The sequence below is a fragment of the Micromonospora sp. HK10 genome, assembly GCF_000982955.1.
Classification (GTDB): domain Bacteria; phylum Actinomycetota; class Actinomycetes; order Mycobacteriales; family Micromonosporaceae; genus Micromonospora.
Genome location: NZ_KQ058901.1, coordinates 1 through 22,847, shown reverse-complemented (window position 1 = coordinate 22,847; position 22,847 = coordinate 1). Strand labels below are relative to the sequence as shown.

Genomic DNA, 22,847 nt, shown 5'->3' with positions numbered 1-22,847 from the left:
ACCCGACCGTCCGGTCCCGCAACGCCATCCGCCGACCGCGCGTGTGGCGAGGAGAACCGGATCGGGAGGGACACCATGACGGAAAACGACACGGGCCGTCGGGCCGCGCCGCAGGTACGCCGGGCCGCCCGGCTGGCCGCGCTGCTGGTGGCCGGCGCGGCGGTCGTCGCGGTCGGCGGCGCCGGCTGTACCAGCACCAACCAGCAAGCCGGGGCCGGGCCGACGGTCTCGGCCACCGGGTCGCCCCCGACGGGCCCGACGAGCGGCCCGGCGACTCCGGCGGCCGGCGTCACCAGCGCCCCGGTCACCGCGCCGGCCCGGCCGACGGGCGCGCCGGCCCGGCCGACGCCGGCCGCGATCCCCGGTTGCCGGACCACCGACCTGTCGGTGGCGCGCGCCGGATCGTCCGGGCACATGGGCAGCGAGACCGTCTACCTCGCGCTCACCAACCGCGTCGGGCGGCGCTGCGTGCTCGCCGGCTTCCCCGGGGTGCGGCTGGCCGACACCGCCGGCCGCGTCCTTCCGGTCGAGGTGCGCCACCACCTCGCCGCGCACCGCGTCGTGCTGGCCCCGGGCGGTACCGCCTGGACCGCGGTGAACCTCAGCCACGTCCCGCGCCCCGACGAGGGCGCGCCGTGTGACCCGCCGGCCGACGCCCTCTGGCTCACCCCGCCGGGCGGCAGCGGGCACCTCGCCGTACCGGGCTCCTGGTCCGCCTGCGGCGGGGCGGTGGACGTCGACTCGTTCACCGGCAGTCGCCCGCCGGCCGCCTGAGCCGGCCCGCTCCACCGCCGTCCCCCGGATCCGGGGGAGAGTCCGTGGTCACGCCGACGGGTGACCCGGCCGGGGGCGGCGTACGATCGGATCTGGACCACACCGGGAATCACTGGCGGACGCGGGACGTTGGCCAGTGCGTCCGGACCCATACCGCGCAGGGAGATTTCCACGTGACCACGCCAGCGCAGACCGAGTCGACCGAGGCCAAGGCCCCCAGCACCGTCGTCCTCACCGACGTCGCGGCGCAGAAGGTCAAGGCCCTGATCGAGCAGGAGGGCCGTGACGACCTGCGGCTCCGGGTCGCCGTGCAGCCGGGCGGCTGCTCCGGCCTGCGGTACCAGCTCTTCTTCGACGAGCGCTCGCTCGACGGCGACATCGTCACCGACTTCGGCGGCGTCGAGGTGGTCGTCGACCGGATGAGCGCCCCCTACCTGACCGGCGCGACGATCGACTTCGCCGACCGGATCGACGCCCAGGGCTTCACCATCGACAACCCGAACGCCGGCAACTCCTGCGCCTGCGGCGACTCCTTCAGCTGAGTCGACGCCGGCCGACGGCACCTGCCTCGACGGCGGGACCACCCAGCATGGGGTGGTCCCGCCGTTTTGTCGTACCGGGGGGTGTCCGTCCGGGGGCGTCCGGATGGGCGGGGCAGGACCGGGCGTCGACCTTCCCCCGTCCGGCCGGTCGGACCGACCGGTAGGCTGACCGGCGCCGTGCTCCCGACCACGAGGGTTGACATGAAGATCGCCGTGACCGGCTCGATCGCGACCGACCACCTGATGAGCTTCCCCGGCCGGTTCGCCGACCAGCTCCTTGCCGACCAGCTCGACAAGGTCTCGCTGTCCTTCCTCGTCGACGAGCTGGTGCTCCGGCGCGGCGGCACCGCCGCCAACATCGCCTTCGGGATGGCGCAGCTCGGGCTGCGCCCGGTGCTGCTCGGCGCGGTCGGCGCCGACTTCGCCGACTACCGCTCCTGGCTGGAGCGGCACGGCGTGGACTGCGACTCGGTGCACGTCAGCGAGGTGGCGCACACCGCCCGCTTCGTCTGCACCACGGACACCGACATGTGCCAGATCGCCTCGTTCTACGCCGGCGCGATGAGCGAGGCCCGCAACATCGAGCTGGCCCCCGTTGCGCAGCGGCTCGGCGGCCTCGACCTGGTGCTGGTCAGCGCCAACGACCCGGCCGCGATGCTCCGGCACAGTGCGGAGTGCCGCGAGCGCGGCTACGCCTTCGTGGCCGACCCGTCCCAGCAGCTCGCCCGGATGGACGGCGGCGACGTGCTCGGCCTGATCGACGGCGCCGACTACCTGATGACCAACGAGTACGAGAAGTCCCTGCTGCAGAGCAAGGCGGGCCTGTCCGACGCGCAGCTGCTGGAGCGGGTGAAGGTCCGGGTCACCACGCTCGGCAAGCAGGGTGTCGAGATCGCCGGCCGGGACGTCGACCCGATCCGCGTGCCGATCGCCCGGGAGATCCACGCGACCGACCCGACCGGCGTCGGCGACGGCTTCCGGGCCGGTTTCTTCGCCGCCCTCAACTGGGGGGTCGGCCTGGAGCGCGCCGCCCAGGTGGGCTGCCTGCTCGCCACCCTGGTGCTGGAGAACTTCGGCGGCCAGGAGTACGAGGTCCGCCGCGACCTGTTCGTCAAGCGGCTCGCCGAGTCGTACGGCGACGACGCCGCCGACGAGGTCCGCCCGCACCTGCTGCCGTGACCCCGGCCGTACCCGCCCCGGTGGGCGACCGGTCCGGTCAGCGGATGCGGCGGACGTCGTAGGCGTCCGGGTGGGCGGCGAGGAACTCCTGGCCGCGCATCCGGCACCAGGCCGGGATGTCCACGGCCGCGGCGGGGTCGTCGGCGAGCACCCGGACCACGGCGCCGACCGGCAGCTCGGGCAGCCGGCGGGCCAGCTGGATCACCGGCAGCGGGCAGCGCTGACCCCGGCAGTCGAGCGTCTCGTCCGGCTCGCTCACAGCCCGATCACCCCCGCCTCGGCCCGCAGGTCGGCCACGATCCCGGGCAGCTCGGCGAGGAACCGCTCGACGTCCGCCTCGGTGGTGTCCCGGTGCAGCGACACCCGGACGTTGCCGTGCGACAGCACCCCCATCGCCTCCAGCACGTGCGACGGGCGCAGCGTCGAGGAGGTGCACGACGAGCCGGAGGAGACCGCGAAGCCCCGCCGGTCCAGCGCGTGCAGCAGCGCCTCGCCGTCGACGTAGAGGCAGGAGAAGGTGACCAGGTGGGGGAGGCGGTCCACCGGGTCGCCGACCACCTCCACGTCGGGCACCTCGGCGGCCACCCGGGCCCGGATCCGGTCCACCAGGGGGGCCAGCCGGGCCGCCTCCGCCGCCGCGTCGGCCGTCGCCGCGCGCAGGCTCGTCGCCGCCGCGACCACCGCGGGCAGGTTCACCACCCCGGGGGTACGCCCCGACTCCCGCTCGTCGGCCGGGAACGGCGACTCCCAGCGGGTGCCCTTGCGCACCACCAGCAGCCCCACGCCGGGCGGCCCGCCCCACTTGTGTGCGCTGGCGCTCAGCACCGACCAGCCGGCCGGCAGCGGCGCCCGGCCGGCCAGCTGGGCCGCGTCGACGTAGAGCGGCACCCCCGCCTCGGCGCAGCGCTCCGCGGCGGTGGGCACCGGCTGCACGGTGCCCACCTCGTGACTCGCCCCGATCAGGGCGGCCAGGGCCACCCCGGGCGCGGCCACCGCCGCCGCCCAGGCGTCCAGGTCCAGCCGGCCGAGCCGGTCCACCGGTACGGAGACCGCCGTGCCACCGGCGGACACGTGCCGTTCGGTGGCGTGCAGCACCGCCGAGTGCTCGATCGCGGAGTGCACCAGCCGCGCCCCGACCCGGCGCCGGCCGGCCAGCCCGCCGAGCACGGCGGCGTGCGCCGCGGCCGTACCGCTGGGGGTGAAGGAGAGCTCGTCGGCGCGGACGCCGAGGGCCTGCGCGGCGGCCTCCCGGGCGGCGTCGAGCAGCTGGCGGGCGCGACGGGCCTGGCCGTAGAGCCGGGCGGGGTCGGCCCAGCCGTCGTCCAGCGCGGCCAGCAGCGCCTGCCGCGCGACCGGGTGCAGCGGGGCGGCGCTGGCCGCGTCCAGGTAGACCGGGGCAGCGTTCACGAGTACCGACGCTATCGCGCCGGTACGGCCAAGATCCCCCCGATGGGGGCGGACAGTGACCCCAAGACGGTCAGGCCAGTCATGGTCGAGTAATCTGCGACCGTCGGTGACGCCTTTGCCGTCGGTGTTGACGAAACAACCACCGCGGCGCGCTAGGGAGGCAGGACCAGGTGGTCGCAAGGAGTTCGGAGGTACGGCCGTCGGCCGTACGGCACAGCGCTTCCCCGGGGGCCGGTGGACGCCGGCGGCGTGGTGCTGGTCGACTCGCCGGGCTCGGTCTCGGCGGAGCGGCGCTGCTGGTTCTGCTCACCGGTTGTGACGTGGGCAAGGCGTTCGGCGGCTTCGGCTGGCCGCAGGGGGGCATCACCCCCGAGTCGCACCGCATGTACGACCTGTGGATCGCGTCCTGCATCGCGGCCCTCGCGGTGGGCGTCTTCGTCTGGGGCCTCATCTTCTGGTGCGTGATCCGCTACCGGAAGCGCGGCAACCAGCTGCCCGTGCAGACCCGCTACAACCTGCCGATGGAGTTCCTCTACACCATCGCGCCGGTGCTCGTGGTCTCCGTGCTCTTCTACTACACCGCGGTGGTGCAGACCGACGTGGTGAACGAGTCGAAGAACCCCGACGTCACCGTCGAGGTCGTCGCCTTCAAGTGGAACTGGCAGTTCAACTACCGCGACGGTCAGGGCCGCGACGCCAACACGGTCGCCTCGGTGCTGGGCACCAGCGAGGTCATCCCGATCCTGGTGCTGCCCACCGGCAAGTCGATCCGGTTCGAGGAGCAGAGCCGCGACGTCATCCACTCGTTCTGGGTGCCGGAGCTGCTGTTCAAGCGGGACGTCATGCCGGGCAACATCCGCAACACGTTCGAGGTCTCCAGCCTCGACCAGGAGGGCCACTACGTCGGCCGCTGCGCCGAGCTGTGCGGCAGCTACCACGCCTTCATGAACTTCGAGCTGCGGGTCGTCTCCCCGGAGAAGTACGAGCAGTTCCTGGCCGCCAAGAAGGCCGGCAAGTCGACGCAGGAGGCGCTCCAGGCGATCGGCGAGCCCCCGTACGCCACCGAGACCGAGCCGTTCAAGACGCGGCGGAACACGGCCAACTTCAACCCGTCCGACGCGACGGCCGGCGCGGGAAGCTGAGGGGTCCGGCATGAAGACCGAGTGGAAGATCTTCCTGATCGTCTCGACGTTCCTCTACGGCGTTACGATCCTCTACGGCGCCTGGACGTACGGCGAGGGCGGCCGGGTGGAGTGGGTCGGCACCGTGGCGCTGCTCCTCTCCGGCCTGCTGACCTCGATGTGCGGCGGCTTCTTCTGGTTCGTCTCGCGCCGGATCGACCTGCGTCCGGAGGACCGGGCGGACGGCGAGATCGCCGACGGCGCGGGGGAGATCGGCTTCTTCAGCCCGGGCAGCTACTGGCCGTTCGGCCTGGCCCTGGCCGCGTCGATCGCCGGCCTCGGCCTGGTGTACTGGCAGATGTGGCTGCTCGCGGCGGGCCTGGTCGCGGTGGTCTTCGCCGCCTGCGGCCTGCTCTTCGAGTACTACAGCGGTACCCGTCGCACCGCCGAGCATTGACCCGACGACACGACATCCGCGAACGGCCCGCGTCCACCCGGACGTGGGCCGTTTCGGCTCTGGCCCCCGGACGTGGGCCGTTTCGGCTACGGCCCCGATCTGCGGCTCCGGGGCGCCCGTCGGACTGCCTGAACAAGGGCTTCCGGGACCGCGCCGGCGGACGGTCGGCGTGAGGTGTGGGCGTCCACGGCAGGGCTGGTCAGGACCGGGGAGCGGCTACCAACCTGATGACGTGGATGATTCAGCCGGGCTGTGCCGCCAGGGATGCTGATGAATCACCTACGACATCACGTCGGTAGGCGCTGATCGGGCGGCGGGCGACCGGAGCGCGCGGGGTCAGGTAGGTGGGCGCTGATTGGACGGCGGGCGACCGGAGCGTGCGGGGGTCGAGGCCGAGCGGGAGGCACCGACCGGCCGCCGGGCCCGGTGGACAACGGCGGGCAGCGCCGGGGCGGCGCACCCGCGGGCAGAGCCCGGTGGGGCCGGGGTCAGGCGGCGCGGCGCTGGACCGGTCGGGAGTTGCGGCGACGCTGGCCCAGGCGCGGGGGTCGGACGGCGACGGTGGCGATCAGCACGGCCGCGCCGCAGCCGGTGCAGACCAGCTCGGGGCAGTCGGCGCCGTGCCCGTCGACGCAGGGCGGAGCCTCGAACGGCAGGACGTCCTGGCAGGCGTCGCAGTGGAGTTCGCGGTCCGACACGGGCCTCTCCTCTCGTTCCGTGCCGCCCGGGGACGGAACGTTCACCCCGGCCGGCCTCCACCGGACGCGGACCGGCGGAAAACGGAAAATTACTCCCGTGTAGTTTGGCACGCCGGTCCGACACTTCCGGCCGGGGCCGCCCCCGCCGCCGGCTCAGAGGGAGCGGGTGACCTCGAGCCAGCGCTCCAGGGTGGCCGCTGCCGCGCCCGAGTCGATGGACTCCGCGGCCCGGGCCATGCCGGCACGGACCGCCTCGTGCAGGTCGCCGTCGAGCGGGCCCTGGGTGGCCAACGCCACCCCGGCGTTCACCAGCACGGCGTCGCGTACCGGGCCGGTCTCGCCGGCCAGCAGCCGCCGGGCCACGCCGGCGTTGTACGGGGCGTCAGCGCCCCGCAGATCGGCCAGGGTGGACCGGGGCACCCCGAGGTCCACCGCGTCCAGCAGCGCCTCCCTGACGGTGCCCTGCTGGGCCACCCAGAGCCGGGTGGGGGCGGCCGTGGTGAACTCGTCCAGCCCGTCCTCGCCGCGCAGCACCACCACCGAGTCGCCCCGGGCGGCGAAGACGGCCGCCATCACCGGGGCCATTCGCAGGTCGAAGCAGCCGACCGCGCCGGCCCGGGGGCGGGCCGGGTTGGTCAGCGGGCCGAGGAAGTTGAACGCGGTGGGCACGCCGATCTCCCGGCGGACCGGGCCCGCGTGCCGCATGCCGGGGTGGAAGCGGCCCGCGAAGCAGAAGGCGATGCCGGCCTCGGTGACGCACCGGGCCACCTGCTCGGGCGTGAGGTCCAGCGGCACGCCCAGGTGTTCGAGCAGGTCGGCGGTGCCGCACGAGGAGGAGGCGGCCCGGTTGCCGTGCTTGACCACGCGGACCCCGGCACCGGCCGCCACCAGCGCGGACATGGTGGAGATGTTGACCGTGTGGGCCAGGTCACCGCCGGTGCCGACCACGTCCAGCGCGGTGGCCCGGACCTCCTCCGGCAGCTCGACCGGGACCGCCCGGTCGAGCATCGCCGCCACCAGGCCGGCCAACTCGGCCGGGGTCTCGCCCTTGGCCCGCAACGCCACCATGAAGCCGGCCACCTGGGCCGGGCTGGCGGCACCGGTGATGATCTCGTCCATCGCCCAGGCGGCGTCGGTGGTGGAGAGCTCCTCGCCGCGCAGCAGCGCGTTGAGCAGCAGCGGCCAGGTCCGTTCGCCCATGGCGGGCCTCCCGAGCGCGTGGAGGGCGGGTGTGGCGGCCGATCCGCCCGGGCGGCGGCTCAGGGGCGGATCAGGGCCGAAGGCGGCGTCACGGCCGCGTCGCCGTGACGCCGAGGGTGCTGTGGATCAGGCCGCGGCGGCGGTGCGCTGCAGCAGTTCCGCGACGGTGGTGCCGGCGGTCACCGGGTCGAGCGGGTAGGTGAGGGTGGCGTCGACCTCGGCGTACGCGGCCAGCCAGCGGTCGGCGGCCCGGGCGATCACCACGCAGGTCAGCGGGGCGTCGTCCCGGTCGTCCTTGATCTGGCGGGCGACCCCGATGCCGCCGCCGGGACTGGCCTCGCCGTCGAGCAGCAGCAGGTCGATCTCGTAGTCGTCGACCAGCCGGATGCACTCGGCGTAATCGGACGCCTCGGCGAACTCGATCTGGAGCCCCGGCGCGGGTCGGGTGCCGACCGCGAGCCGCATCCGGTCGCGGACCTTGGGGTCGTCGCTGTAGAGCAGGACGGTGCACAGACGATCGCTCATGCCTTACTTGCTCCCACCTCGTAGCTGCCCGCTGATCGTAGCGGGCGTCACATCCGGCCCGTCGCTCCGCCCTGTCGGTCAGGCGCTCGCCTCCGCGGCGCGCTCGCGGGCCTCCTGGCGGTCCAGTTCGCGGTCCAGCCGGCGGGCCTCCCGCTCGGACTGCTTGATCCACTGGACCACCAGCACGGCCAGCATGGTGACGCTGACGAACTCGCCGCCGGCCCAGAGCACGCCGCCGGCGACCACCTGGTCGTTCCACGGGTCCGACCAGCTCAGCCGCAGCGACGGGTACCAGTCGCCGCCGAGCAGGGTGGTGCTCTGCATGATGGTGAGCCCGAGCACGGTGTGGAACGGCACGGAGAGCACCATCAGCAGCGCCCGGGCCGGGTACGGCCAGCGCCCGGGCAGCGGGTCCAGGCCGAGCAGCGGCCAGAAGAAGACGCAGCCGGTGGCGATGAAGTGGGCGTGCACCAGCTCGTGCGCCCAGCCGTGCTCGAGGGTGTAGCCGTACAGGTCGGTGAAGTAGAGCGCGAACGGGTTCACCACGAAGATGGCGAAGGCCACCAGCGGGAAGCTGTAGACCCGGGCGACCCGGCTGTGCACGACCGCCAGCAGCCGCTTGCGGGGCCGCACCGGCAGGGTGCGCAGGGCCAGGGTGATCGGCGCGCCGAGGGCCAGGAAGATCGGCGCGACCATGGAGAGCACCATGTGCTGCACCATGTGCACCGACAGCAGCGTGGTGTCGTAGGCGCCCAGGCCGCTGAGCGTCACCGCGGCGATGCCGCCCAGGCCCGGGCCGAGGAAGCAGATGGTACGGACCGCCGGCCAGCGGTCGCCGCGCAGCCGCAGCCGGTACACCCCGTAGAGGTAGAGGCCGGCGGCGAGCACCAGCGCGAGGCCGAGCCAGTTGTCGAGCCGGGCCTCGGTGAAGACCCGGGCGACGGTGAACGGCGGCAGGCTCCCGCCGCCGTCGGCCAGGGTGGTCGCGACGGCACCCGAGGTGGCGGCGAAGATCGGATCGACGTGCAGCACGCTTTTCAGGGTAGGTCAGGCGAAGCGGACCACCCCGATCGGGCCACGGATGGCGCAGGTTTGCCACCCCGCTGATCGTCGGTCCCGGTCAAGGGCAATAATGACCGCGTGACTGCGGCCCCAGCCATTGACAAGAGCCGGATCCACTCCCTGACGCGGCCCAACATGGTCAGCGTCGGGACGATCGTGTGGCTCTCCAGCGAACTCATGTTCTTCGCGGCGCTGTTCGCGATGTACTTCTCGATCCGCGCGGCGGCGCCGGAGCAGTGGGAGAAGCACACCGAGATCTTGAACATCCCCTATGCGACCACCTTCACGGTGATCCTGGTGCTCTCCTCGGTGACCTGCCAGCTCGGTGTCTTCGCGGCCGAGAAGGGCGACGTGCACGCCCTCCGCCGGTGGTTCACCATCACCTTCGTGATGGGTCTGATCTTCGTCCTCGGCCAGGCGAACGAGTACCGCACCCTGGTCCACGAGGGCGTCAAGATCAACGCCGACGGGTACGGGTCGATGTTCTACCTGACCACCGGCTTCCACGGCCTGCACGTGACCGGCGGTCTGATCGCCTTCATCATCTTCATGGTCCGTACGACCATGGGCCGGTTCACCCCGGCGCAGGCGACGTCCGCCATCGTCGTGTCCTACTACTGGCACTTCGTCGACGTCGTGTGGATCGGGCTCTACGCCATGATCTACTGGCTCCAGTGATCTTGGCGCGTCACGAACCGCGCCGCTGCTCCGTCCCCTGAGACAAGGTCCAACCGGTTAAGGACACAGGTCATGACTTCTGACAACGACCGCCGACGCGGTCTGCTCGCGCGGCTGCGCGGGCGGCCCGTAGCGCGCAGCAGGGGCCGCCGCCGGCTGGGTGCCGCGGTCCGGCTGGCCGCCGCGCTGATGCTGGCCGGCGGCGCCTACACCGTCTTCGCCCCCGGTGTGCAGGCGCAGGACAACCCGCCCCTGAGCGCCGCCGCGAACGAGGGCAAGGCGCTGTTCGACGTGAGCTGTGTGACGTGTCACGGTCGCAACGCGCAGGGCGTCGAGGGTCGCGGTCCGAGCCTGATCGGCGTCGGGTCCGCCTCGGTCGAGTTCCAGGTCAGCAGCGGTCGCATGCCGATGGCCCGGCAGGAGGCCCAGGCCATGCGCAAGCCTCCGCACTTCACCGACGAGCAGGTGCGCCAGCTCGGCCAGTACATCCAGGAGCTGGGCGGCGGCCCGCAGGTGCCCAACGGCAACCTGCGCGAGGGCGCCAACCTGTCCACCGGTGGCGAGCTGTTCCGGATCAACTGCTCGCAGTGCCACGCCTTCGGCGCCGGCGGTGGTGCGCTCTCCTCCGGCAAGTACGCGCCGAGCCTGCAACCGGCCAGCGACCGGCAGATCTACGCCGCGATGCTGAGCGGCCCGCAGAACATGCCGGTGTTCGGTGACAACCAGATCACTCCGGAGCAGAAGGCGGACATCATCGCCTACATCCAGGAGACCCTGAAGCACAACCAGGACCAGGGCGGTTTCAACCTGGGCCGGTACGGCCCGTCGACCGAGGGTCTGGCGATCTTCCTGGTCGGCATCGTCGCGCTGGTCTTCGCGAGCCTGTGGATTGCAGGCAAGTCGTGACCGAGCGGATCATTCGTTTCAGTGCTGTGACGCCGACCCCCGGCGTCACCCGTAGCGAGGTGACGGCATGAGCACCCACACCGAGCACCAGGCCCCGCAGGGCCGGGAGCCGCTCGACGTGAACGACCCCCGGGTGTCCCGGTTCGACATCGTCCAGGAGGGCGCCCGGCGGGACGACATCGAGATCGTCCACTACGAGCCGCAGGTCGTGCCCGGCAGCCGGGCCGAGCGCCGGATGACCCGTACCGTCGCGTCGTTCTTCCTGCTGACCGGCCTGGCCGCCACCGCGTTCCTGATCATCTACATCTGGTGGCCGTGGGAGTGGAAGGCCGGTCGCGGCGGCGACAAGCTCTACACCCCGCTGCTCGGCCTGACCCTCGGTGTCGCGCTGCTCGGCATCGGCTTCGGCATCCTCACCTGGGGCAAGAAGCTGCTGCCCAAGGAGGTCTCGATCCAGGACCGGCACGACCAGCCGGGCTCCCCGGAGGAACGCAAGATCACCGGCCAGACGATGCTCTACATGGCCGACGAGATGGGCGTACGGCGCCGGCCGCTGCTCGGCATCTCGCTGCTCGCCGGCCTGGCACCGGTCGGCGCGGTCGCCGCGGCGCCGCTGATCGGTGGGCTGATCAAGAACCCGCACGACAACAACCAGATGTTCACCACCGGCTTCGCGCCGGCCGACGGCGGCAAGACCAAGATCCGGCTGATCCGGGAGGACGGCCGGCCGATCCGCCCCGCCGACGTCAGCGTCGGCGGCCAGCTCACGGTCTTCCCGGGCGTCGACGGCGGAGTGAGCAACAAGTACGCCGACTCGCCCACCCTGCTGATCCACCTGCGCGAGGACGACGCGCAGAAGTCCCGCGCGGCGAACGCGACCAAGGGACACGGCGACTACATGTGGGGCAACTTCGTCGCGTTCTCCAAGATCTGCACGCACGCCGGCTGCCCGGCCAGCCTCTACGAGCAGCAGACCAACCGCCTGCTCTGCCCCTGCCACCAGTCGCAGTTCCTCATCACCGACAACGCCAAGCCGATCTTCGGCCCGGCGAACCGGCCGCTGCCGCAGCTGCCGATCGAGGTCGACGAGGAGGGCTTCTTCGTGGCGAAGTCCGACTACACCGAAACCATCGGTCCCGACTTCTGGGAGCGGCCATGAAGCGCCGAAAGTTTGATGCGGCCGCGCTGCCGGCCAAGACCGCCGGGGCGGTGGACGACCGCTTCCAGGTGTCCACCCCGCTGCGCAAGCTGCTGAACAAGGTCTTCCCCGACCACTGGTCCTTCCTGCTGGGCGAGATCGCGCTCTTCTCGTTCATCGTCCTGCTGCTGACCGGTGTCTTCCTGACCTTCTTCTTCGAGCCGGCGATGACCGAGGTGACCTACGACGGCAGCTACGCGCCGCTGCGGGGCACCCCGATGTCCGCCGCGTACGCCTCCAGCCTGGACATCTCGTTCGACGTCCGCGGCGGTCTGATCATGCGGCAGATGCACCACTGGGCGGCCCTGCTGTTCATGGCCGCGATCGTGGTGCACATGCTGCGGGTCTTCTTCACCGGCGCGTTCCGCAAGCCGCGGGAGACGAACTGGATCATCGGCTCGCTGCTGTTCTGGGTCGGCTTCCTGGCCGGCTTCACCGGCTACTCGCTGCCGGACGACGGCCTCTCCGGCACCGGCCTGCGGATCGCCTCCGGCATCATCCTGTCGATCCCGGTGATCGGTTCCTGGGTCAGCTCGTCGATCTTCGGCGGGGAGTTCCCGGGCACCATCATCATCAGCCGCTTCTTCATCGCCCACGTGCTGCTCATCCCGGGCCTGCTGGTGGCGCTGATCAGCGTGCACCTGGGCCTGGTGTTCAAGCAGAAGCACACCCAGTGGCCCGGCCCCGGCCGGACCAACGAGAACGTGGTCGGCGAGCGGATGTTCCCGCGCTACGCGCTCAAGCAGGGCGGCTTCTTCATGGTCGTCTTCGGCGTGATCGCGCTCTTCGGCGGCCTGTTCCAGATCAACCCGATCTGGTACTTCGGCCCGTACGAGGCGTGGGTGGTCTCGGCGGCCAGCCAGCCCGACTGGTACGTCATGTTCCTCGACGGCTCGACCCGCCTCATGCCGGCCTGGGAGATCTCCATCCCGATCGGCGACGGGTACGTCATCCCGCCGCTGTTCTGGCCGACGGTCGTGCTGCCCGGCATCCTGGTCGGCCTGTCGACGATGTACCCGTTCCTGGAGGCGCGCCGCCTCAAGGACTACAAGCACCACAACCTGCTCCAGCGGCCCCGGGACGTGCCGGCCCGGACCGCGGTGGGCGCCATGGCGGTCGCCTTCTACATCGTGCTGACCCTCTCCGGCGCCAACGACGTCATCGCCGACAAGTTCCACATCAGCTTGAACGCGATGACCTGGGCGGGCCGGATCGGGCTGCTGGTCCTCCCGCCGCTGGCCTACTACTTCACGTACCGGATCTGCCTGGGCCTGCAGCAGCACGACCGCGAGGTCCTGGCGCACGGCGTGGAGACCGGCATCATCAAGCGGCTGCCCGACGGCCGGTTCGTCGAGGTCCACCAGCCGCTCACCGCGGTCGACGGGCACGACGGCCACGGCCCGGCGCTGGACTACGTCGGCTGGGTGGTCCCCAAGAAGATGAACCGGCTGGGGGCCCTCGGCCCGGCCATCCGGGGCTTCTTCTACCCGATCGAGAAGCCGGCCGAGGCGCCGGTCTCGCCGGGGCACCCGCCGGTCGAGCCCCGAGCGGAGCGCGAGGAGATCGGCAGCGGCGAGAGCCGGCGCTGACCCCCGAGAAACAGCGCACCGTGGCGCCCGCCGGATCTCCGGCGGGCGCCACGGCCGTTTCCGGGCCGTTCGTCCCGTCCCGCCCGTCGGGTGACCGGCGGTGCCGCTCCACCACCTCGCCGCTCCCCGACACGGACGGGTGGAATCGCAGGAATAACCCCGGTCAGCCGGGTATCCGTGCGGTCCAACGTCTCAAGGGGGGGAAAGCATGTTGGGAATCAAACGCCTGGGCCTGCTGGCCGCGCTGGTGCTCGTCGGCCTGGCACCCGCAGCGGCCGCGCAGGCCGCGGCGCAGCCGTCGACGCAGGACACCCAGTACCTGCAGGCGGTGCACCAGGTCAACCTGTTCGAGATCACGGCAGGTAACCTGGCGCAGCAGAAGGGCAAGAACCAGCAGGTCAAGGACCTGGGCAAGATGTTCGTCACGGACCACACCCAGCTGGACCAGACGGTGCAGTCCACCGCGCAGCAGCTGAACGTCCAGCTGCCGGGCGACCCGACCGCCGACCAGCAGAAGGTCCTCGACCGGCTGAACAACGTCAGCGGCGCCGAGTTCGACAAGGCGTGGGTGACCGCCCAGCTGGCCGGCCACGTCCAGGCCATCCAGGCCACCCAGACGGAGATCTCGCAGGGCTCCGAGCAGTCGGTGGTCCAGATCGCCCAGGACGCGCTGCCGGTGCTCCAGGCGCACTACGACGCCCTGGTGGCCCTGGCCCAGACCCTGGGTGTCCCGGTCCCGCAGGCCAGCGCCAGCGGCACGCCCAGCCCGGGTGGTACCGAGTCGCCGGCTCCGGGTGGCACCGAGACCGAGTCGCCGGCTCCGGGCGGCGGCACCGGCACCGAGGAGCCCGCTCCGGGCACCACGGAGACCCCGGTGCCCGGCCAGAGCTGACCCACCGCACGGCCGACCGTGGCCGGCCCGCCCCGCCGGGGTGGGCCGGCCACCGGCGTGCTCAGTCGGCGTTGGCCAGCCCGATCGCGAACGCCTCCTCCAGGTCGTGCTGCGAGTACGCCCGGAACGCGATGTGCGACTCCGTGTCGATCACGCCCGGCACCTTGGAGATGCTGCCGGCGATGACCTGGGCGATCTGGTCGAACTCGCGGACCCGCACCAGGGCGATCAGGTCGACGTGCCCGGCCACCGAGTAGACCTCGCTGACACCGGGCAGGTTGGCCAGGGTCTCGGCCACCTCGGGAATGGAGTCGGTGGCGCAGTCGATCAGCACGATCGCGGTGATCACGGGACATTTCTCCGTTCGTCGGCGTCGTCGCCCATGCTAAAGGTTGTGCCGTTCACGCCGTCCCCGGCCGCTCGATCCGCCCCCGCCGGGCCGGTCAGGTCCGCGCCGCCGGGACGGGTCAGGTCCGCCCCGCCGGGACGGTCAGGTCCGCGCCGACCCGGATCGCGTCGGTGAGCTGCTCGTCCGCCCGTACCGTCGCACCGGGCCAGACCACCGCCCGGGTGGCCGCGCCGCGCACGCTCGCGCCCGCCCCGACCACCGCCCGGTGCACCGGCCCGGTCACCGTGGCCGACGGGTCGACCAGGCAGCCGTCGCCGGCCGCGTGCAGGTTGGCCGCCAGGTAGTCGGCCGGGGTGCCGGTGTCCACGAAGACCCCTCGGTAGGGCACCACCTCCAGCGCGCCGGCTGCCTCCGCCGGCCGCCACACCGCCCGGACCAGGTCACCGAAGGTCGCCGGCAGGTCCCGGACCAGCCGCCACGGCAGCAGCGAGAACCCCACGAACCGGTGGCCGCTGAAGGTGCCGGGGGCCGCCGGGTCGTCGGCCGGCTGGCCGAGCAGGCGTACGCTCCGCCCGTCCCAGCCGTCCAGCAGCGCCGCCACGTCCGGCCCCGGCGGGGCGTCCGGATCCGCCAGGTACGCGTCGGCGTTGCCGACCAGCACGCCCCGGCCGGCGATCCAGTCCCGCAGGTTGCCCAGCCCACCCGCGGTGCCCAGCGGCGCACCCGGCTCGACCGAGAGCCGGGCCCGGTCGCCGACCCGGGCGACCACCTGCTCGCCCAGGTAGCAGGCGTTCACCGCGACCCGCCCCGGGCCGGTCAGGCCGAGCCCGGCGAGCCGGGTCAGGGCCCGGTCCAGCAGCGGCACGTTGCCGACCGGGCAGAGCGCCTTGGGCACCCGCTCGGTCAGCGGCCGCAGCCGGGTGCCCTCGCCGGCGGCGAGCACCACCGCGCAGACGTCCACCGCCGCCCGCCAGCCCGGACCGCTCGACCCCGTGCCCCGGGGCCCGCCGGGCCCGTCCGGTTGCCCGTCGGCGGCGGAACCACCCCGGTCGTCGCGGTGGTCCAGGTCGTGCGGGCCGTCAGGGCCGGTGGGGCGCTCGCCCCCGGCCGGGCCGGTGCCGGCCCGACCGGCCGGGCCCGCGGGTCGGTCCGGGCCGGCCGGGCCGGTCGCCCGTCGCGCGCCGCCGGGCCGGCGCGGGCCGGGGCCGCTCACGAGCCGGACGGCGTCGCCGGCGGCGTGTCGCCGGCGCGCGGGCCGATGCCGTAGTGGGCGAGCAGGTTGGCGGTGGCCCGGCTCAGCCGGGGCAGGTCGTCCAGCGGGTGCCAGGCCGCCTCGAAGACCTCGGCGCCGTCCACCGTCAACTTCGTCGTGGAGGCCGGCACCTCGGCCTCGAAGACCACGTCCACCCAGCCCTTGGCGTGTACCACCGCGTTCGGCACCGCCGGGCGGAGCCGCTCCGGGGCCAGCCGGACGCCGGACTCCTCGTACAGCTCGCGGGCCGCGCCGACCACCGGCGCCTCGCCGCGCTGAAGCAGGCCGGCCGGGAGGGTCCAGCTGTATCCGGGCGGCTGGCGCAGCAGCAGGATCCGCCCCGCCCCCTCGGCCTCCGCGTCCCGGACCAGCGTGACCGCGCCGACGATGTACTTCGGCACGGCGAGGCGGACCAGCCGTCGCCGCAGCGGCACGGGCAGCCGGTAGAAGAGCTGGTAGCCGAGGGCCCGTCCGGTGGCACGCGCGCGGGGGATCATGCCCGTAAGGCTAGTGGCCGCGCGGCCCGCCCGGGCGACGGGCGTTCACCTACTGGCGGTGGTCGACCAGATCGATCAGCTGCTCGACTACGGCGTCCGGCTCGACCGCCCGGTCGAAGACCGCCACCAGCAGGGTCTCCAGGTCGGGGTAGCCCAGCTCCTCGGACAGCCGCAGCAGCGGCAGGTCACTGGCCAGGCCCCGGTTGTGCTTGCGCAGGGTCAGGCCGATGGTGGCCCGGCCCAGGCGTACCTTGTCGGCGATCGAGATGCCCGGCTCGGTGTGCTCGGCGAACCACCGGTTGATCTGCATCTGGGCGTGCGGCGACTTGACGAAGCCCAACCACTCGCGGCGCGGCCCGCGCGGGGCCGCGTCGGCCTCGAACCCGCTCTCCGCGTCGTTCTCGGTGAAGATCTCCACCACGTCGCCCTCCTCCAGTTCGGAGGAGAGCGGCGCCAGCCGCCCGTTGATCCGCGCGGCGAGGCAGTGGTCGCCCCGCTCGGTGCCCAACTCGTACGCGAGGTCGACCGGGGTGGCGCCGGCCGGCAGGACCACCTGCCGCCCGTCGGCGACCACCTGGATCTGCGCCTCCGCCAGGTCGCAGCGCAGCGACTCCATGAACTGCGTCGGGTCGACCGCCTCCTGCTCCCAGTTGAGCACCCGGCGCAGCCAGGCCAGCTCGTCGGCGCGGTCGGTGGCCCGGCCGGTCGCCCGGGGGAAGCGGTAGTGCGCGGCGATGCCGTACTCGGCCTCGCGGTGCATCTCCTCGGTGCGGATCAGCACCTCCACGGTCCGGTCGTGCGGGCCGCAGACGCTGGTGTGCAGGGACCGGTAGAGGTTGTTCTTCGGCGAGGCGATGAAGTCTTTGAACCGGCCCGGCACCGGCCGCCACAACCCGTGCACCGCACCGAGCGCGGCGTAGCAGTCGGTCGCCGGACCGTCCACCACGATCGCGATGCGGGGCAGGTCGTACGGGGCCGCGTGCCCGCCGGCCACCGTGTCCTTCCAGATCGAGTAGAGGTGCCGGGGGCGGGGCGAGACCTCAGCGTCGACCCGGTTGCGGCGCAACGCCACCTTCGTCCGGGCCACCACGTCGTCGAGGTACGCGTCCCAGCCCGGCCGGTCGTGCACGTGCCGGGCGATCCGCGCGTGCTCCTCGGGGCGCAGGTGCAGCAGCACCACGTCGTCCAGTTCGCGTTTGAGGGTCTGGATGCCGAGCCGGTCGCAGAGCGGAACCAGCACCTCCAGCGTCTTGCGGGCGATCCGCTCCCGGGAGGCGGCGGACCGCACGCCGAGGGTGCGCATGTTGTGCAGCCGGTCGGCCAGCTTGATGATCAGCACCCGGACGTCCTTGCCGGCCGCGACGATCATCTTGCGGACCGTCTCCGCCTCGGCGGCCGTGCCGTAGAACGCCTTGTCGAACTTGGTCACCCCGTCGACCAGGTGGGCCACCTCGCCGCCGAAGTCCTCCTGGAGCGCCTGGAGGGTGTAGCGGGTGTCCTCGACGGTGTCGTGCAGCAACGCGGCGACCAGGGTGATGGTGTCCATGCCGAGGTCCGCGCAGATCTGGGCGACCGCGAGCGGATGGGTGATGTACGGCTCGCCGCTCTTGCGGAACTGGCCGCGGTGCATGTTCTCGGCGATCGTGTAGGCCCGGCGCAGCACCGAGGCGTCGGCGCTGGCGTGGATCCCGCGGTGTGCGCGGACCAGCGCGGTGACCGGGTCGTTGTCGGTGGTGGGCCAGGTGAGCAGCGAGCGTAGCCGGCGGGTCAGCGGCAGGTCGCCGGGCTGGGTCGGAAGGGCGCCGCCCAGGGCGGCGCCGTGTCCGGCGTCGACGTCCACCTGGGACACCTCCTCACCCGGGCCCCCGGGCCGCCCTGACCGGCGACCGGGAGCAGGCCCGCGAATCGGGCAGGACTGCACTTCTTCAACAGCCTAAGCGAGGTGACGTCGTCCGATCGGACACTTGGTCATGAGCGTTCGGTCGAGAGTTGCCGGGACCCTCCGTTCTCCGCCTTCGCCAACAGGCCCCGGAACCGGCCCGCGCCGCTGATCGGGGAGGCCCAACCGGCGGAGGCCTCCACCAGCCGGGTCTCCGGTCGCTCCAACCAGGACAGGATCCGTTCGGTCTCCTCGGCGGTGGCGGCCGGGACCGGACCGTGCCCGGGCAGCACCGTCTCCGCGGTGGCCCGGATCGCGGCGATGGTCGGTCGCGGGTGGACGCCGGGCGGGGAGACGCCCGCGCCGGCCAGCCGACCGTGCCGGACCAGCGCCAGCTCCCAGCCGCCCCGGGCGGCAGGGCGGGCGGCGGCCAACTCGGCGATCCCGGTCAGCGCGGCGAGCCGCTGCATCCGCACCGCCGCGCGCAGCACCGCGGCCAGCCGGCCGCGCACCACCGCGGCCTCCTCGTAGCGCTGGGCGGCCGAGAGCGCCTCGATCCGGGAGAGCAGGGCGTCCACCACCACCCGCGGGTCGTCGGTGGTGGCCGTGCGGAACGGGGCGGCGGCGACGTCTTCGTACTCCGCCGGGCTGATCCGGTGTTCGCACGGCGCCGGGCAGCGACCCAGCTCGGCCAGCGCGCAGGCCGGCATGGTGGTGCGCCGGGAGAGCCGGTGCGTGCACTGGCGCAGCGGCACCGCGTCGTGGAAGCCGGCGGCGGCCAGCTCGGCGGCCTGCTTGGACCGGAACGGGCCGAGGTAGGCGGTGTCGGTCGGGGCGAGATCGCGCACGATGGACAACCGCGGGTACGCCTCGTCGGTCAGCTTCAGCCAGACCTGCCGCTCCGGGAACTTGGAGCGGCGATTGTACGGCGGCGCGTGCGCCGCGATCAGCCGCAGCTCGCGCACCTCCGCCTCCAGCGAGTGGGCGCACTCCACCGCCTCCACCCGCTCGGCGGCGGCCAGCATCTCGGAGATCCGCGCCCGCTTCTCCGCGGCGGTGAAGTAGCTGCGCACCCGGGTGGCGATGTCGCCGGAGGTGCCCACGTAGAGCGGCCGGTCGTCGGCGGCCCGGAAGATGTAGACCCCGGGGACCTTCGGCAGCCCGTCGGCGAGGTGCCGCTTGCGGCGCTGGGTCGGGGTGACCGCCCGGGCGAACTCGATCGCCTCGCCGACCGTGTCCACCCGGTGCCCGCCGAGCCGCCCGATCAGCCCGTGCAGCACGTCGACGGTGGCCCGGGCGTCGTCCAGCGCGCGGTGGGTCGGCTGGGTGGCGGTGCGGAAGTAGGCCGCCAGGGTGCCCAGCTTGCGGTTGGGCACCTCGTCGCGGGTCAGCACCCGGCGGGCCAGCGCCGCGGTGTCCAGCACCCGCGGATTGGGCCAGCGGTAACCGTGCTTGACGCAGGCGGCCTTGAGGAAACCCACGTCGTACGGCGCGTTGTGGGCCACCAGCACCGCGTCGGTGATGAACTCCAGGAAACTCGGCAGCACCTGTTCGATCGGCGGGGCGGGCAGCAGCATGGCCTGGGTGATGCCGGTCAGCACGGTGATGAACGGTGGGATCGGCACGCCCGGGTTGACCAGGGTGGCCAGCACGCCCAGCTCCTCGCCGCCGCGCACCTTGACCGCGCCGATCTCGGTGATGCCGCCGCCGTCGGGCGCACCGCCGGTGGTCTCCAGGTCGACCACCACGAAGGTGGTCGCGTAGAGCGGCAGCGCGGGGTCGACCCCGCCGCCCGCCACCCGGTCCAGGCCGGCCAGCGCCTCCTGGACGTACTCCGCTGCGGTCACCCGCGGGACGGTAGCGGCCGGGTCCGACACTCCCGTCCCAGCGGTCCCAACCGTCACCGCGGGGTAGGATGAGAGATCGGCTCACTCACCGGGCGGTGGGCCCGTTCGGGGTGGGAGACTTGCCACATGCCCCTCACCGAGCCGCACGACGACCGCTTCTCCGCGGAGGAGCCGGTGGTCGGCGGGCCCGGCATCGGTGAGACCCCGCCCGACCCGCCGGCCGACGCCGGCCCGGACGCCCCGGCCGCGGCCCCCGAGCCCGAGCCCGTCCTTCCCGAGCCGGTACGCCAGCGGATCGTCACGCTGACCGCCACCGTGCTGCCCGGCCTGCCCGCCGACGAGGTGCCCGTCCCGTTGCGCCGGGTGGCCAAGTTCGCCCCCAACCGGTGGGCCCGGCTCGGCGCCGCGGCCATCGCCGCCCAGCTCACCGCCGACCCGCTGTTCCGGCAGCGGGTCACCGCACGGGTGCTGGCCGACGCCGGTGACCTCGGTGCCGCGGTCGTCGAGGGGACCGCACCGGCCGCCGCCGACCCGGTCGAGGTGGCCGCCCTGGCCTACCTGGCCCGGCCGCGCGGCTGGCGCGAGCTGATCGACGCCAGTGGGGCCGCGGTGCGCGCCGAGGCGGACAGCGCGGTGGTCGCCGAGCTGGTCCGGGAGGCCGAGCAGCGGGCCAGCCGCGCCGAGCACGACCGCGCGGTGGCCCGGGTCGAGGCGGAGAAGCTCCGCGACGAGCTGGCCCGGGTCCGGGAGGAGCTGGGGCAGCTCCGCGAGGAGGCCCGCCAGCTGGCGCGTACCCTCCGGGAAACCCAGGCCCGGGAGCGCAAGGCCGGCGAGATGCTGGCCACCGAGCGGGGCCGGACCGCGCGGGCGGCGGCCGACGCCGACGCCGAGCTGCGCCGGGCCCGGGCCCGGCTGGCCGAGGCGGAGGCCGCGGCCGGGCTGGCCCGGGCCAGCGCCAAGGAGGCCCGCTCGGTCGATGACGCGAAGCTCTGGCTGCTGCTCGAGACCATCGGGCAGGCCGCCGTGGGGCTGCGCCGGGAGCTGGCGCTGGATCCGGTCGACCGGATGCCCGCCGACTTCGTGGCCGACGCGTTCGCCGACCAGTCGGCCACCACCCAGGCCGGCGCGGCCACCCGGGCCCGGGACACCGACGACCCGGCCCGGCTGGACCAGCTCCTCGCGCTGCCGAAGGCGCACCTCGTCGTCGACGGCTACAACGTCACCAAGCGCGGCTTCGGCGAGATGTCCCTGGAGCAGCAGCGCAAACGGCTGATCAGCGGGCTGGGCGGGATCGCCGCGCAGACCGGGGACGAGGTCACCGTGGTCTTCGACGGCGCCGAGCGCATCCACGGGTTGCCGCCCGCCCCGCGCGGCGTGCGGGTGCTCTTCTCCCGCAAGGGAGAGACCGCCGACGAGCTGATCCGCCGGCTGGTCCGGGCCGAGCCGGCCGGGCGGCCGGTCGTCGTGGTCTCCTCCGACCGGGAGGTCGCCGACGGGGTACGCCGGCACGGCGCCTACCCGCTGGGCGCGGACTCGCTGCTGCGCCGGCTCGCCCGTTCCTGAGCGCGATGACCGGGTCCACCGCTGCCCTGCTGATCGGTTCGCTGCGGCTGCTGCCGCGATGATCGGGTTCGGTGCGGCTGTTGCCGCGATGATCGGGTTCGGGGCGGCTGTTGCCTCGTTGTCCGGTTCTGTCATACCCCTGGCCTAGCGTCGTGGTGACCGACGGTGGTCGGGGGTCACCCGTCCGCCACCGGCGACGCGTCAGGAGGCGTTGATGCGCATCGACTGCGACACCTGCGGGATCCGGGGCGCCGGCTGTCCCGGCTGCCTGGTGACCGCGCTGCTCGACACCGACTCGCCGGCGGCCGACCTGGGCCCCGCCGAGCACCGGGCGATCGAGGTGTTCGCCCGGGCCGGCTTCGAGGTGGAGGTGCTGCCGCCGCCCGCCGCCCGACCCGCCCGCCGGCCCCGCCGCCGGGTCGCCTGACCACCCGTCCCCGACCACCGCATGCCCCGACCGGTCCAGGGCCGCGCCCGGGTGTGGGCCGGCCGGGGTGTGGCCGGCCGGGGTGTGCGTCGGTCGGCGTCTCCGTCCGATGCGTGATCGACTCGGGTTGCGGTATGTCAGGGCTTCCGTGGGCGGGGAGGCCACGTTTTGCCGCAACCCGTGTGACTGCCCCGGCCGGGCTGGTCGGGGCCGGGCTGGGCCGCTTTTGGCGTTGGCCGGCCGGCATCTCTGCCGGGCGGTGATCGACTCGGGTTGCGGTATGTCGGGGCTTTCGCCGGTGCTGAGGCCACGTTTTGCCGCAACCCGTGTGACTGCCCCGGCCGGGCTGGTCCGGGCTGGGCCAGGCCGCATTTGGCGTCTGTCGGGCGGTGCGTCGGCCGGCGTCTCCGTCCGACCGATGATCGACTCGGGTTGCGGTATGTCGGGGCTTCCGTGGGCGGGGAGGCCACGTTTTGCCGCGACCCGGTGTGACTGCCCTGGCCGGGCCGGGCTGGGCCGTCTTTGGCGTTGGCCGGCCGGCATCTCTGGTGGGCGATGATCGACTCGGGTTGCGGTATGTCGGGGCTTCCGTGGGCGGGGAGGCCACGTTTTGCCGCAACCCGTGTGACTGCCCCGGCCGGGCTGGTCGGGGCCGGGCTGGGCCGCATTTTGGCGTTGGCCGGCCGGCAACTCTGGCGGGCGGTGATCGACTCGGGTTGCGGTATGTCGGGGCTTCCGCCGGTGCCGAGACCACGCTTTGCCGCGACTCGCGCGGTCGCCACCGCCGCCGGCCACCGCCGCCGGC

Annotated in this window: 23 protein-coding genes; 12 read left to right on the top strand and 11 right to left on the bottom strand. The window is 73.3% G+C overall.

Translation table 11 applies throughout. The features are described from left to right. Nucleotides 1–75 precede the first annotated feature (75 nt). The 3 genes from LQ51_RS31575 to LQ51_RS30450 all read left to right on the top strand — a co-directional run bounded on the left by LQ51_RS31575 (nucleotide 76) and on the right by LQ51_RS30450 (nucleotide 2,495). Complete coding sequence (locus LQ51_RS31575) at nucleotides 76–774, top strand: DUF4232 domain-containing protein (RefSeq protein ID WP_052745103.1); 699 nt, start codon at nucleotides 76–78, stop codon at nucleotides 772–774. Nucleotides 775–947: 173 nt separating this feature from the next. Beyond that, nucleotides 948–1,316: an iron-sulfur cluster insertion protein ErpA gene (erpA, locus tag LQ51_RS30455; RefSeq protein ID WP_046571732.1), complete on the top strand. Its 369-nt coding sequence runs from the start codon at nucleotides 948–950 to the stop codon at nucleotides 1,314–1,316. A 201-nt stretch (nucleotides 1,317–1,517) separates the two neighbouring features. Further along, entirely contained in the window at nucleotides 1,518–2,495 is a 978-nt protein-coding gene (locus LQ51_RS30450; RefSeq protein ID WP_046571731.1) for a carbohydrate kinase family protein, read from the top strand. A gap of 37 nt (nucleotides 2,496–2,532) precedes the next feature. On the opposite strand, the gene LQ51_RS30445 is transcribed toward LQ51_RS30450, so the two are convergent. Further along, nucleotides 2,533–2,754 carry a sulfurtransferase TusA family protein gene (locus LQ51_RS30445; protein WP_046571729.1) on the bottom strand — a complete coding sequence of 74 codons (222 nt, stop codon included), beginning with the start codon at nucleotides 2,752–2,754 and terminating at the stop codon, nucleotides 2,533–2,535. Next, nucleotides 2,751–3,902, bottom strand: a complete 1,152-nt coding sequence (locus LQ51_RS30440; RefSeq protein WP_046571727.1) for a cysteine desulfurase family protein — start codon at nucleotides 3,900–3,902, stop codon at nucleotides 2,751–2,753. Before LQ51_RS30440 ends, LQ51_RS30445 begins: the two co-directional genes overlap by 4 nt. Before the next feature lie 170 nt (nucleotides 3,903–4,072). On the opposite strand from LQ51_RS30440, the gene coxB reads away from it, so the two are divergent. Together coxB and LQ51_RS30430 are read left to right on the top strand one after the other, a co-directional pair. Beyond that, nucleotides 4,073–5,044: an aa3-type cytochrome oxidase subunit II gene (gene coxB, locus LQ51_RS30435; protein ID WP_046571725.1), complete on the top strand. Its 972-nt coding sequence runs from the start codon at nucleotides 4,073–4,075 to the stop codon at nucleotides 5,042–5,044. A 10-nt stretch (nucleotides 5,045–5,054) separates the two neighbouring features. Continuing rightward, nucleotides 5,055–5,480 (top strand): cytochrome c oxidase subunit 4, encoded by a 426-nt coding sequence (locus LQ51_RS30430; protein ID WP_046571723.1) that lies wholly within the window; start codon nucleotides 5,055–5,057, stop codon nucleotides 5,478–5,480. A 488-nt stretch (nucleotides 5,481–5,968) separates the two neighbouring features. On the opposite strand, the gene LQ51_RS30425 is transcribed toward LQ51_RS30430, so the two are convergent. The 4 genes from LQ51_RS30425 to LQ51_RS30410 all read right to left on the bottom strand — a co-directional run bounded on the left by LQ51_RS30425 (nucleotide 5,969) and on the right by LQ51_RS30410 (nucleotide 8,935). Then, a complete protein-coding gene (locus LQ51_RS30425; protein ID WP_046571721.1) occupies nucleotides 5,969–6,178 on the bottom strand; it encodes a hypothetical protein in 210 nt (69 codons plus the stop codon). 153 nt (nucleotides 6,179–6,331) lie between these two features. Beyond that, a complete protein-coding gene (gene trpD, locus LQ51_RS30420) occupies nucleotides 6,332–7,378 on the bottom strand; it encodes an anthranilate phosphoribosyltransferase (protein ID WP_046571719.1) in 1,047 nt (348 codons plus the stop codon). Nucleotides 7,379–7,504: 126 nt separating this feature from the next. Further along, a complete protein-coding gene (locus tag LQ51_RS30415) occupies nucleotides 7,505–7,903 on the bottom strand; it encodes a response regulator (RefSeq protein ID WP_046571716.1) in 399 nt (132 codons plus the stop codon). 78 nt (nucleotides 7,904–7,981) lie between these two features. Further along, nucleotides 7,982–8,935 (bottom strand): cytochrome c oxidase assembly protein, encoded by a 954-nt coding sequence (locus LQ51_RS30410; RefSeq protein WP_046571715.1) that lies wholly within the window; start codon nucleotides 8,933–8,935, stop codon nucleotides 7,982–7,984. Nucleotides 8,936–9,043: 108 nt separating this feature from the next. On the opposite strand from LQ51_RS30410, the gene LQ51_RS30405 reads away from it, so the two are divergent. From LQ51_RS30405 to LQ51_RS30385, 5 genes are all read left to right on the top strand, one after another. Further along, nucleotides 9,044–9,643 (top strand): aa3-type cytochrome oxidase subunit III, encoded by a 600-nt coding sequence (locus LQ51_RS30405; protein ID WP_046571714.1) that lies wholly within the window; start codon nucleotides 9,044–9,046, stop codon nucleotides 9,641–9,643. Between the two features lie 72 nt (nucleotides 9,644–9,715). Continuing rightward, nucleotides 9,716–10,549 (top strand): cytochrome bc1 complex diheme cytochrome c subunit, encoded by an 834-nt coding sequence (locus LQ51_RS30400; RefSeq protein WP_046571713.1) that lies wholly within the window; start codon nucleotides 9,716–9,718, stop codon nucleotides 10,547–10,549. A gap of 67 nt (nucleotides 10,550–10,616) precedes the next feature. Further along, nucleotides 10,617–11,708: a cytochrome bc1 complex Rieske iron-sulfur subunit gene (locus tag LQ51_RS30395; protein ID WP_046571712.1), complete on the top strand. Its 1,092-nt coding sequence runs from the start codon at nucleotides 10,617–10,619 to the stop codon at nucleotides 11,706–11,708. After that, entirely contained in the window at nucleotides 11,705–13,336 is a 1,632-nt protein-coding gene (locus LQ51_RS30390) for a cytochrome bc1 complex cytochrome b subunit (RefSeq protein WP_046571710.1), read from the top strand. The genes LQ51_RS30395 and LQ51_RS30390 overlap by 4 nt, the downstream gene beginning before the upstream one ends. Before the next feature lie 208 nt (nucleotides 13,337–13,544). Further along, a complete protein-coding gene (locus LQ51_RS30385) occupies nucleotides 13,545–14,228 on the top strand; it encodes a DUF4142 domain-containing protein (protein ID WP_046571708.1) in 684 nt (227 codons plus the stop codon). Between the two features lie 61 nt (nucleotides 14,229–14,289). On the opposite strand, the gene LQ51_RS30380 is transcribed toward LQ51_RS30385, so the two are convergent. The 5 genes from LQ51_RS30380 to LQ51_RS30360 all read right to left on the bottom strand — a co-directional run bounded on the left by LQ51_RS30380 (nucleotide 14,290) and on the right by LQ51_RS30360 (nucleotide 20,052). Continuing rightward, on the bottom strand, nucleotides 14,290–14,577 hold the full coding sequence (locus tag LQ51_RS30380; RefSeq protein ID WP_046571706.1) for an Lrp/AsnC family transcriptional regulator: 288 nt from the start codon (nucleotides 14,575–14,577) through the stop codon (nucleotides 14,290–14,292). A 118-nt stretch (nucleotides 14,578–14,695) separates the two neighbouring features. Continuing rightward, on the bottom strand, nucleotides 14,696–15,538 hold the full coding sequence (locus LQ51_RS30375) for a sugar phosphate nucleotidyltransferase (protein WP_046571748.1): 843 nt from the start codon (nucleotides 15,536–15,538) through the stop codon (nucleotides 14,696–14,698). A 248-nt stretch (nucleotides 15,539–15,786) separates the two neighbouring features. After that, on the bottom strand, nucleotides 15,787–16,326 hold the full coding sequence (locus tag LQ51_RS30370; protein WP_046571705.1) for an NUDIX hydrolase: 540 nt from the start codon (nucleotides 16,324–16,326) through the stop codon (nucleotides 15,787–15,789). Between the two features lie 49 nt (nucleotides 16,327–16,375). After that, a complete protein-coding gene (locus LQ51_RS30365; protein WP_046571747.1) occupies nucleotides 16,376–18,166 on the bottom strand; it encodes a RelA/SpoT family protein in 1,791 nt (596 codons plus the stop codon). 128 nt (nucleotides 18,167–18,294) lie between these two features. Then, a complete protein-coding gene (locus LQ51_RS30360) occupies nucleotides 18,295–20,052 on the bottom strand; it encodes a DEDD exonuclease domain-containing protein (RefSeq protein ID WP_046571745.1) in 1,758 nt (585 codons plus the stop codon). A 126-nt stretch (nucleotides 20,053–20,178) separates the two neighbouring features. On the opposite strand from LQ51_RS30360, the gene LQ51_RS30355 reads away from it, so the two are divergent. Continuing rightward, nucleotides 20,179–21,615 carry an NYN domain-containing protein gene (locus LQ51_RS30355; RefSeq protein ID WP_046571703.1) on the top strand — a complete coding sequence of 479 codons (1,437 nt, stop codon included), beginning with the start codon at nucleotides 20,179–20,181 and terminating at the stop codon, nucleotides 21,613–21,615. Between the two features lie 214 nt (nucleotides 21,616–21,829). Then, the gene (locus tag LQ51_RS30350; protein ID WP_046571702.1) at nucleotides 21,830–22,042 is read left to right on the top strand and encodes a hypothetical protein; all 213 of its coding nucleotides are present in this window, start codon (nucleotides 21,830–21,832) and stop codon (nucleotides 22,040–22,042) included. Nucleotides 22,043–22,847: the final 805 nt, after the last annotated feature.